Annotated in this window: 10 protein-coding genes; 8 read left to right on the forward strand and 2 right to left on the reverse strand. The window is 46.9% G+C overall.

The window, feature by feature from the left end; translation table 11 throughout:
* The first annotated feature begins 8 nt into the window (after positions 1 to 8).
* The 5 genes from GPK88_RS06485 (at position 9) to queF (ending at position 4,326) form a co-directional block, all read left to right on the forward strand.
* Entirely contained in the window at positions 9 to 1,664 is a 1,656-nt protein-coding gene (locus GPK88_RS06485; RefSeq protein WP_118609179.1) for a YecA family protein, read from the forward strand.
* A 273-nt stretch (positions 1,665 to 1,937) separates the two neighbouring features.
* A complete protein-coding gene (gene queD, locus GPK88_RS06490) occupies positions 1,938 to 2,387 on the forward strand; it encodes a 6-carboxytetrahydropterin synthase QueD (RefSeq protein ID WP_021976186.1) in 450 nt (149 codons plus the stop codon).
* Positions 2,384 to 3,052 carry a putative 7-carboxy-7-deazaguanine synthase QueE gene (queE, locus tag GPK88_RS06495; protein WP_021976185.1) on the forward strand — a complete coding sequence of 223 codons (669 nt, stop codon included), beginning with the start codon at positions 2,384 to 2,386 and terminating at the stop codon, positions 3,050 to 3,052. Before queD ends, queE begins: the two co-directional genes overlap by 4 nt.
* A gap of 19 nt (positions 3,053 to 3,071) precedes the next feature.
* On the forward strand, positions 3,072 to 3,788 hold the full coding sequence (gene queC / locus GPK88_RS06500; RefSeq protein ID WP_294409139.1) for a 7-cyano-7-deazaguanine synthase QueC: 717 nt from the start codon (positions 3,072 to 3,074) through the stop codon (positions 3,786 to 3,788).
* A 43-nt stretch (positions 3,789 to 3,831) separates the two neighbouring features.
* Positions 3,832 to 4,326, forward strand: coding sequence for a preQ(1) synthase (queF, locus tag GPK88_RS06505; RefSeq protein ID WP_015526640.1), 495 nt, complete (start codon positions 3,832 to 3,834; stop codon positions 4,324 to 4,326).
* An 87-nt stretch (positions 4,327 to 4,413) separates the two neighbouring features.
* Here the strand turns inward: queF and GPK88_RS06510 are convergent, their stop codons facing one another.
* Positions 4,414 to 5,493 carry an NAD(P)H-dependent flavin oxidoreductase gene (locus GPK88_RS06510; protein ID WP_118170140.1) on the reverse strand — a complete coding sequence of 360 codons (1,080 nt, stop codon included), beginning with the start codon at positions 5,491 to 5,493 and terminating at the stop codon, positions 4,414 to 4,416.
* Positions 5,494 to 5,761: 268 nt separating this feature from the next.
* Positions 5,762 to 6,181, reverse strand: coding sequence for a PPC domain-containing DNA-binding protein (locus tag GPK88_RS06515; RefSeq protein WP_148448351.1), 420 nt, complete (start codon positions 6,179 to 6,181; stop codon positions 5,762 to 5,764).
* Positions 6,182 to 6,605: 424 nt separating this feature from the next.
* Between GPK88_RS06515 and GPK88_RS06520 the strand changes: the two genes are divergently transcribed.
* The 3 genes from GPK88_RS06520 to GPK88_RS06530 all read left to right on the forward strand — a co-directional run bounded on the left by GPK88_RS06520 (position 6,606) and on the right by GPK88_RS06530 (position 9,929).
* Complete coding sequence (locus GPK88_RS06520; protein ID WP_148448353.1) at positions 6,606 to 7,976, forward strand: putrescine aminotransferase; 1,371 nt, start codon at positions 6,606 to 6,608, stop codon at positions 7,974 to 7,976.
* A gap of 39 nt (positions 7,977 to 8,015) precedes the next feature.
* On the forward strand, positions 8,016 to 8,360 hold the full coding sequence (locus tag GPK88_RS06525; protein ID WP_021977944.1) for a P-II family nitrogen regulator: 345 nt from the start codon (positions 8,016 to 8,018) through the stop codon (positions 8,358 to 8,360).
* A gap of 162 nt (positions 8,361 to 8,522) precedes the next feature.
* Complete coding sequence (locus GPK88_RS06530) at positions 8,523 to 9,929, forward strand: APC family permease (RefSeq protein ID WP_173762918.1); 1,407 nt, start codon at positions 8,523 to 8,525, stop codon at positions 9,927 to 9,929.
* Positions 9,930 to 10,225 lie beyond the last annotated feature (296 nt).

Below are 10,225 nucleotides of genomic sequence, written 5' to 3' on the forward strand. Positions count from 1 at the left end.
ACACAGGAATGTTTTATCAGTTAAAAATCACAAGAAAAGGAACGAAACCGCCGGTATGGAGACGCTGTACTGTTGCGGCTGACGTTACATTTGCAAAGATGGCAGCCATGCTTGAAAAACTGGTTCAGTATCCGGCAGGCAGCCTATATGAGATTGAATTTTTTCAGAAAAAAGTACAGATCCGTGAGAATGGTGACGGAGAAGCAAAGAATAATTTCACATTATTAAATGCAGGCGAGACAGAGACTGCAGAGCTTATGGATTCCGAGAAATGGTTTACCTTCCGTCAGTATGGCGCGGATAAGGAAGCTCCGGAATACAGAGTTGATATTGAGAAGAAAGACGAGGGAACAGCAGAAGCTCCTTCTATTATAAAAGAAGTAAAGGGTGAGGATGATCCGTACTGGACAGAGGCACCGGAGCTGGGATGCACTGCAGCAGTTGAGACAGAGGCGGAAACAGCCAAAGCATCGGAAGACATTGCTGCAACAGTAGCAGCAGTAGAGGCAGCAGCCAGAGCTGCAAAAGCAGATGAGGCAGCCACAGGCAGCAGAAGAAATCCTACAGTAAAAGATTTCCTCATGTCCTATCGTAAAGAAGACCTTCTCAGCATTGCAGGTGAGCTTGGACTTCACTGCAGGGGAATGGAGCAGGAAGAGATCGCCGCAAAGGTTGCCGCAGAGGTTCTTAAACCGGAGGTTATGAAAGCAAGCTTCCTCGTAGCAGACGATCAGGAAGTACTGGCTTTTGAGGCGGCTATTCAGAGAAAATGCTTCCATGTTGCAGAGGATGAGTGGAATACATTAGAGTGGCTGAACGATATGGGCTACCTTGTTTCCTACAGTGATGATTACGCAGAAGTTCCGGCAGAGGTTGCAGCTGTTTACGACCAGATCAATACACCGGAATTCCGGACACTTCGCAGCCAGGTAAACTGGCTGAAGGATTGTCTTATTATGGTAAGCTATCTGTATGTATCTGCACCGGCAAAGACCGTATATGAGATGTTTAAGCAGAGAAAAGGCTTTGACATCGGATATGACAGCTTCATCGAGCTGTATCATACCATTCCGGAGAAGGCCTGCATCTGTGAGCTTGCGGAGGATCAGCTGATCCTGAAATCCGCACTGGTCAATAACATCTACAAGGATATCGAGAGACGTCAGGGCGGACGGAAATTCTATATTCCGTCAGTAGATGAGATCCTGGATTATTCCGAAAACGGTTATCCGACAAAATCTGCTTCTTACCAGAGACTGGGCAGATTCCTGCTGGATGAGATGAAGGTTTCCGATGCAGTGAAGGATCAGGTACTGTTCTTTATTTACAAAGAATGCTCCATGGATGGCAGAATGTCAGCGATCATGGAAAACCTGAACCAGAAGGGGATCCAGTTTAACGATGAGCAGCTTGAGAAATTTACAAAGCTGATCATGGAGGCAAACAATAACACAAGAATGCTGGAATTCCGCGGTTACACACCGAATGAGATCTCAGGAGCAGTATGGCCGTTTGCCACAGGCAAGCCGCACACTGCAATGCCGAACAGCTTTGTGCCGACAGCAATGCCGATGCAGCCGGCATCTGCAAGAAAAATCTATCCCAACGATCCGTGTCCGTGCGGAAGCGGTAAGAAATATAAGAAGTGCTGCGGAAGAAGATAGTTCCGCAGGAAATTTACAGTGGTTCCGGAGCTGATACAGTTGAGTTTTTGAGATAGTATCGCCGGGATATCATACAAATTAAATATAAGACAGTTCGTTTGTACCATCCTGTCTATAAATAAAACCAGGGCTGAAGAAGATGTGAGAATCAGGGCAGACTCGTGGCGGGTCTGCCCTTTTTTTACTTTAACTGGATCAAGGCCGGGAATCCCGGTTTTTTTTATTTATGGAAATATTCGGGTGGTGTGACAGATCCAGAAGGAGGAAAAATTTATGTATCAGTTAAAAACAGAAGCAGATTTCGATTCGGCACACTTTCTGTCCGGTTACACCGGCAAATGTTCCAACATCCATGGTCATCGCTGGCATGTGGAGATTGAGATCGAAAGCCGGAAGCTGGAGAAAAACGGTCAGGGGCGAGGGATGCTGGTAGACTTCGGAGATCTGAAAAAGGATCTTCGGGAGCTGGCAGATTCCATGGATCACACGCTGATCTATGAAGAAAATACATTACGTCCGAAAACGCTGGAAGCACTGGATGAGGAAGGCTTTCATCTGGTGAAGGTTCCCTTTCGCCCTACAGCAGAGAATTTTTCAGAATATTTTTTCAGGAAAATGGAAGAAAAGGGCTATCCTGTAAAAAGAGCTGTTGTTTACGAAACACCAAATAACTGTGCAGCTTACCGGGAAACGGAAGAAGAAACGGAGGCGGTATGGCTATGAGTACCTATCAGGTTGTAGAGAAATTTGTCAGCATCAACGGAGAGGGCAGACGGGCAGGAGAGCTTGCCGCTTTTATCCGGTTTAAGGGCTGCAATCTTCAGTGCAGCTATTGTGATACCAGCTGGGCAAATGAGCCGGGATGTGAGAGTGAAAGGCTGACAGAAGAAGAGATCCTTTCCTGGATCCGTGAAACAGGCGTAAAAAATGTGACACTTACAGGCGGGGAACCACTTTTACGGAAAGGCATGGAGGAGCTGATCGAGGCAATCCTGGAGGATCCATTCCGGCGGGTGGAGATTGAGACCAATGGAAGCGTAGATCTGAAGCCTTATCATATATTAAAAAAACGTCCGTCCTTTACCATGGATTATAAAGCACCGGACAGCGGCATGGAAAAAGAGATGCTCCTTTCCAATCTGGAGCTTCTGGGCAGTGAGGATACGCTGAAATTCGTGGTCAGCAGCCGCAGAGATATGGAAAAAGCTCTGGAAATCCTGGAAAAGTACAGGCTGGTCGGAAAAACGGCAGTTTATTTCAGCCCTGTTTTCGGCAGGATCCAGCCGGTGGAGATCGTGGATTTCCTTATGGAAAAAAAGCTCAACGATGTAAAGCTTCAGATCCAGCTTCATAAGGTGATCTGGGACCCGCAGAAACGGGGAGTATGACAGGAAAACATATCACAATATAACAAGAAATACCGCAGAAAAGGAGAACGCTATGAAAGCACTTGTACTTGCAAGCGGCGGTGTGGATTCCACCACCTGCCTGGGGCTTGCCGTAAACAAATATGGAAAAGAGAATGTAATTGCATTAACAGTAGCTTACGGACAGAAGCACACAAAAGAAATCGAGGCTGCCAGAAAAACAGCAGAATATTACGGAGTGGAGCATCTTTATCTGGATCTGGAGCCGATCTTCCGGTACAGTGACTGCTCGCTGCTGAAGCATTCAAACAGAGAGATCCCGCACGAAAGCTATGCAGAGCAGCTGAAGGAAACCGATGGCTCACCGGTTTCAACCTATGTGCCGTTCCGGAACGGATTATTTCTTTCCTCGGCAGCAAGTATTGCGCTGTCAAAAAACTGCAGTGTGATCTATTACGGAGCACATGCGGATGATGCAGCCGGAAATGCATATCCGGACTGCAGCAGTGCGTTTCACAATGCGATCAACGAGGCGATCTATCAGGGAAGCGGCGGCCAGCTGAAGGTTGAGGCGCCTTTTGTCAGCTGCACAAAGGCAGAGGTCGTAAAAACCGGTCTGGAGCTGAATGTTCCTTATGAACTGACCTGGAGCTGTTACGAAGGCGGCGAAAAGCCCTGCGGTGTGTGTGGAACCTGTATTGACAGAGCAGAGGCATTCCGGCTCAATGGAGTGAAGGATCCGGCACTTGACAGATAGATCGGATCATAAATATCCGTTTGACCATAGAAAGGAAAAAAATATGAGCAGAGAAAACCTGGAAAAAGAAGGGATCACCCTTCTCGGAAATCAGAAAGTAAAATATCCGGACAATTATGCTCCGGAGGTACTGGAAACATTTTTGAACAAGCACCCGGACAACGATTACTTTGTAAAATTTAACTGCCCGGAATTTACAAGCCTTTGTCCCATTACCGGACAGCCGGATTTCGCGACGATCACGATATCCTACGTACCCGGTGAAAAAATGGTGGAGAGCAAATCTCTGAAGCTGTATCTTTTCAGCTTCCGCAATCACGGAGATTTTCATGAGGATTGCGTGAACATCATTATGAAGGATCTGATCCGTCTCATGGATCCGAAATACATTGAGGTCTGGGGAAAATTTACGCCGAGAGGCGGCATTTCCATTGATCCATACTGCAATTACGGAAAAGCCGGAACCAGATGGGAGGAGATTGCCTGGAAACGTCTGACAGAGCATGACATGTACCCGGAAAAGATCGATAACCGGTAGAAAAACTAAAAGTCCCTGTTTTCACTGCGAAAAGCAATGAAAGCAGGGGCTTTTTGTTTAGGTGCGCCTAGCGGCGCAGGTTTATCTTTATGACAGCCGGATGCACTCCGATTCTGTGTCAAACAGATCAGCGATCACATCGTGCACGGTTTCGATCTTATCTGCCATATAGGCCTTTGCTCCGCAGAACAGCAGGCCGTTTTCCACGTCGCCCTTTACGGCGGCGATCAGCTTGTCTGTAATGCAGTAAGGGATCTCGCCGGGGGAACATTTGGCAAGGCAGCGGTGGCAGGGACTGTGCGGGATCTTTTCTCCGGCCATGACGTGCTGCATGAAGGGATTCATAATGGCACGTCCCGGCATACCTACCGGACTTTTTACAATGGCAATGTCGTCCTTTGCGGCGTGGATCAGGGATTCTTTCAGCCGGATGTCTGCGTCACATTCTTCCGTTGGGATAAAACGGGTGGCGACCTGAACGCCGTCCACACCAAGATCAAGGACATGCTTTACATCCTCGTGCGTGGCGATGCCGCCGGCAGCTACTACAGGGATTTCCGTGCCGAATTTTGCGGCATAGCTTTTTACAGTCTGGACGATCTTTCGGATCTCATTGTCGTAGGCTTCCGGTGTATAGGAATCCAGCTCTTCCTTGTGGAAGCCCAGATGACCGCCTGCCTGGGGACCTTCGATCACCACAAGGTCTGCAGTGCGCTTGTACTTTCTTTCCCAGTATTTCAGGATAACCTTTGCAGATTTGTCCGTTGAGACGATGGGGGCAATCTTTGTTTTGCTTCCGCTGACAAGAGCAGGGAGCTCTGTAGGAAGTCCTGCACCGGAGATGATCAGGTCAGCGCCGGCATGGACAGCGGCTTTTACATGAGATGCGTACTCCTTCAGTGCAACCATGATGTTGTAGCCGATGATACCGTCAGGAGAAATCCTGCGTGCTTTTTTCATCTCGGACAGGATAGCCCGCTGGTTGGCTTCTTCGGTATTCCGGTCGAAATCCTTTTCCCGGTAGCCGATCTGAGCGGTGGAAATGATTCCGATCCCGCCTTCCTTTGCAACGGTGCCTGCCAGACGGCCAAGGCTGATGCCGACACCCATTCCACCCTGGATCAGGGGAAATCTTGTAAGTTTATCACCGATTTTAAAATTCTTCATAATGATCAGATCCTCACATTCATTTGCGTTCTTTAAATGATTTTAATATAAAATAGTTTTATCATCAAAGTATATCATAACAGGGAAATTTGTCAATGTATATGTAGGAAGGTTGAATCAGGGAGATGTGATGATTTGTCGGTATAGCTTTTCGGAATAAGAAAAGGGTGAGCTGACAGCATTATGCTGAGTAGTTTCACCCTTTTTATGTGTGATGAAATTTTAAACTGTAAAGCAGTAGACAGTGGTCGAAATCCCTCTGACAAAATCAGAACTTAAACAGATTCAGTCCGATATCCTCGCTGAACTCACGACCGATCTCTCCGTCGATCACCTGGATCTGGATCTCGGCGGTAGCACTGATGATGGCACGGTTCAGATGACCGCCGTGTACAAGGCCTTCTTCGTCACCGGCTGCGATGTGGAGATGAAGATAAACTTCGCCGTCTTTACGGGTAACGGTACCGGTAAGAGAAACAATCTCATAAGCTCCCTGAAACTGAATAGAGTGATATTCCTTTGTTACGGTGTTGTATACGCCAGCAGTGAAATCATTGATGGCGCCAAGGCCTGTGACCTGTGCAAGGCGGATGTTCTCTTTCTCTGCAACCTTGCCGATCTCCTCCAGGATCTCTTCCTTCGGATCAAGTCGAAGATAGATCGTGTTTCCAAAACGTTTGTATTCCATGATAAAAAACCTCCCTGTAAATTTTTTGATTTTCCTATTGTCTGAGTATGATTCCAGTATAATACATTCCTGTTTTTATTCAATAGTTACATTGATCAGATTACAGCACTTCCGGAAATTACTGCATCATGCCCTGTCCAATTTTTTCGTAGAGTATATTGCAGATAATTTCGAGAAAAACTGAGAAGAGACATACTTAAAAATAAGTATATCTACCAGAAACTAATCATAAACAGCCAGAAATTAAGAATTGTACACATTGGCTGACCGGGGTACAATATAAGCAATTCAAAAAACAATTAAACGAAATGCAAAGGCGCATTTGTTGTAGAAATACAGCGAATGCGCCTGTTTTTTTACCTGAATGAACGCAGGATGCAGATGCAGATCGCGGGATGATTTTCAGAAAGAGAGGGAATGTATTATGGCAAAGAGCGAACAGGTAATCAAAGATCTTGACAGAGTGATCGGACTGATCAACACAGATATGAAAGATATTCCAGCAGAGGAGAAAAAACAGATGGTGGCAGATACCATCGATCATTTTGACAACTATGTAAGCCCGGGCTGGCTGAAATACCGTAAATCTGTTTCTTCTGACTCTGAGCAGGGCGCAGTTCTTGAGTGGCAGGATGAAGGAGCTTACTGCTATGGACTGAACGGAGAAAAATTCATCGACTGTCTTGGTGGATTTGGTATTTATACCTGTGGTCACAGAAATCCGGAGATCCTGAAAACGGTTAAAGCACAGCTGGATCATCAGGCGCTCCATTCTCAGGAGCTTCTTGATCCCCTTCGTGGATATCTGGCAAAAGCTCTTGCAGATATCACTCCTGGTGACCTGCAGTACTGCTTCTTCACAAACGGCGGTGCAGAGGCTGTTGAGATGGCTCTGAAACTTGCACGTATCGCAACTGGCGGAAGATGGTTCATTTCCACAGTGGGCGCTTTCCACGGAAAGAGCATGGGTGCCATCTCCATGGGTGGTAAGAGTACATACCGTACACCATATACTCCAATGGTACAGCAGGTACAGCATGTACAGTACGGTGTTGCTGATGATGTTAGAAAAGCAATCGTAAACCTTCAGGCAGTTGGTGAAAAAGTTGCCGGTGTGATTCTTGAGCCGATTCAGGGCGAGGCTGGTGTTATCGTTCCTCCGGCTGGATATCTTCAGGAGGTTCGTGAGATCTGTGATGAGACTGGCGTAGCGCTGATCTTTGATGAGATCCAGACTGGTATGGGACGTACTGGTACCATGTGGAGATGTGAGGCAGAGGGCGTTACACCGGATATCATGACTTATGGTAAAGCTTTCGGTGGTGGTATCATGCCGATTACTGGTATCATCTGCAAACCGAAGATGTGGGTTCAGGATCTGATTGACAACCCATGGCTTCTTGGTTCCCCGACATTTGGTGGAAACCCGGTTTGCTGTGCAGCTGCTATCGCAACCATCAAATATATGCTTGAAAATGATATCCCGGGTGTCTGCAAGCGTAAAGGTGAGATCCTGAAAGCCGGACTTTTGAGCCTTGCAGAAAAATATCCGGAGATCATCCAGGAGGTTCGTGGTACAGGTCTTATGCTTGCTGTTGAGTTCCATACCTGTGAGCTTGGTTATGAGACTGCAAAGGGTCTGTTTGCAAGACGTGTCATGACAGCCGGTACTCTTGTTAATGCAAAAACAATTCGTTTTGAGCCTACAGCTGTTATTTCCGAGCAGGATATCAAGGACGTTATTTCCAGAATGGATGAGGCTCTTGCTGATACAAAGAAAGCACTTAATGTATAAAATATAACGGGATTTTTCCGAAAGGGATGATATTATAAGATGAGTTTATGCAGAATTGAAGTCATCACAAGCCTTGCGAAATTTTCCAGCCTGAAGTCTGCGCTCAGCAAAGCCGGTGTCAGAGGTATGACGGTTATGCAGGTGCTTGGTTGTGGTGTGGAAAAAGGTACCCGTGAGTATGAAGTGGATGAAAATTATGAGATGGAGCTTCTTCCGAAGCAGCAGATCAGTGTTGTGGTAAAAAAGGAGCAGGTGGATAAGATCGTGGATGTGATCAAGCACGAGCTTTATACCGGTCATATCGGTGATGGTAAGATTTTTATCTATGATATTGACAATGTGATCCGCGTGCGTACTGGTGATGAAGGGGCAGATGCTTTATAGATGATGGATTGCGGATCATGGAAGGATGGTCTGTATTATAGAGCAGGCGAGGGTGTCCGCGGATGAAGCGGATCCTCGCCTGTTTTTATGCTGGATATTTTTTATGACTTATGTTTATATAATGCGAATGTCCATTTCATTATAGGGGAGGTGCTTGGGATTATGAGTGAAGATAAGAAATTAGGATTGGGAAGTGTTGTATCTATATCAGTAGGTTTGGTCATTGCCACAAGCTGTCTGGTTTCCCTTGGACAGGGTGCAGGTACTGTTGGCGTTGTGTTTGTTTTTTCTATGATCATTGCCTGCCTTTTAAATATGACTACGGTGGCTTCGCTTTCGGAGCTGAATGCGATTATGCCGAATACGACGGGTGGTCTGGCACAGTATACTCTGGCGTGCCTTGGGCCTTTTCCTACATTGATCTCCATGGTTGGTGGGTATCTGCTCTGTAATATTCTGTCATCTGGTGTGGAGGCTTCGATTTTTTCCTATGCGATGGCCCAGACGATCCGGCTGCCGATTCCAAGTATCGGGTATACGCTGGTGATGACGATTGTGATCATGATTGCGAATCTTCATGGCGTGGATATGTTTGCAAAGATCCAGGATCTGGTTGCGTTTCTTTTGGTTGGTTCTATGATTATCATGGGGCTGATTGGTATGTTTAAGCTGGGCACGGGTCAGGTAGTTTCTCAGCCGTATACTATGGCTACGAAGCCTTCAGAGCTGTTTTCTGCTACGGCTACGGCGTTCTGGCTGTTTATCGGGGCGGAGTATGTGATCCCGGTTTCCAAGAGTGTTAAGAATGCGAAGAGGAATGTGCCTCTTGGTATGATTATTGGTCTTGCTCTGATCTGTGGTGTGCAGTCGATCATGGTGTTTGGTTTTCATAATTATACTCCCTGGCAGGAGTTGATGGATTCTCCAGCGCCGCATTTGCTTTACGGGGAAAATCTTCTTGGCAGTGTGGGGAAAATCTGGATGACTCTGGTGGCTGCGCTTGCGGTTGTGAGTACGCAGAATTCTACGGTGAATGGGCTGGCGAGTATCTGTCAGGGTATGGCGAAGATGAATATGATGCCGAGGATTTTTGCGAAGACGAATAAGCATGGGGTTCCGTGGTTTGGGGTTGTGTTTGTCAGTGTGACGATTTTTATTTTTGCATTGATCAGTAATAATTCTTCTTCTATTATTTCGTTTTTGATTCTGGTGGGGTCGGTGTTCTGGATGATTTCTTATGTTTTGGCGCATGTGGATGTGTTGATTCTCCGGAAGAGGATGCCGAAGGTGCCGAGGAGTTTCAAGGTTCCTTTTGGGCCGGTGTTTCCGGTTATTGGTATTGTGGGGACTTGTTATATGATTTTGAATATTTCTTCGGATCCTGTGGAGAGGAATTTGATCTGGTTGGTGGTTTTGATCACTTTTCTGGTTTTGGCGGTTTATTCGTTTTGGTGGATTAGGACTAGGATGAAGATGCCGGTGTTTAGGAGTGTGCCGATTCAGAAGGTTATGGCGATGGAGAATGAGTTGTTTTATACGATTCGGAAACGTCGGGGGATCTGGAGGTAATATTTGGATATTTGGGAGGACGCTGCCTGGTGGGTGGCGTTCTTTTTGTGTGTGGGAGGGACAGAAAAGCGGACGCCAGAGGGAGAGGATATCGGCCCGGGCAAGGACTCCGTCGGGGGATACAACTAGGGTTCCGTGAGGGTGGAGAGAAAGAGGTACGCCAGAGGGAGAGGATATCGGTCCGGGCAAGGACTCCGTCGGGGGATACAACTAAGATTCCGTGAGATGGCTAAAAGCATTGCGGCAGGGCCAGAACTCGCCGTTGGCTCAAACAGCTGACCCTGCCGCAATAACGC

The sequence above is a fragment of the Blautia sp. MCC269 genome, assembly GCF_018785655.1.
Classification (GTDB): domain Bacteria; phylum Bacillota; class Clostridia; order Lachnospirales; family Lachnospiraceae; genus Blautia_A.

Excerpts from the sequence above, each read along its gene's own strand:
- GPK88_RS06510 (WP_118170140.1), bottom strand. The coding sequence starts at position 5,493 with ATGAAGAATTTTAAAATCGGTGATAAACTTACAAGATTTCCCCTGATC.
- queD (WP_021976186.1), top strand. The coding sequence starts at position 1,938 with ATGTATCAGTTAAAAACAGAAGCAGATTTCGATTCGGCACACTTTCTG.
- GPK88_RS06525 (WP_021977944.1), top strand. The coding sequence starts at position 8,016 with ATGAGTTTATGCAGAATTGAAGTCATCACAAGCCTTGCGAAATTTTCC.
- queE (WP_021976185.1), top strand. The coding sequence starts at position 2,384 with ATGAGTACCTATCAGGTTGTAGAGAAATTTGTCAGCATCAACGGAGAG.
- GPK88_RS06520 (WP_148448353.1), top strand. The coding sequence starts at position 6,606 with ATGGCAAAGAGCGAACAGGTAATCAAAGATCTTGACAGAGTGATCGGA.
- GPK88_RS06530 (WP_173762918.1), top strand. The coding sequence starts at position 8,523 with ATGAGTGAAGATAAGAAATTAGGATTGGGAAGTGTTGTATCTATATCA.
- queF (WP_015526640.1), top strand. The coding sequence starts at position 3,832 with ATGAGCAGAGAAAACCTGGAAAAAGAAGGGATCACCCTTCTCGGAAAT.
- GPK88_RS06485 (WP_118609179.1), top strand. The coding sequence starts at position 9 with ATGTTTTATCAGTTAAAAATCACAAGAAAAGGAACGAAACCGCCGGTA.
- GPK88_RS06515 (WP_148448351.1), bottom strand. The coding sequence starts at position 6,181 with ATGGAATACAAACGTTTTGGAAACACGATCTATCTTCGACTTGATCCG.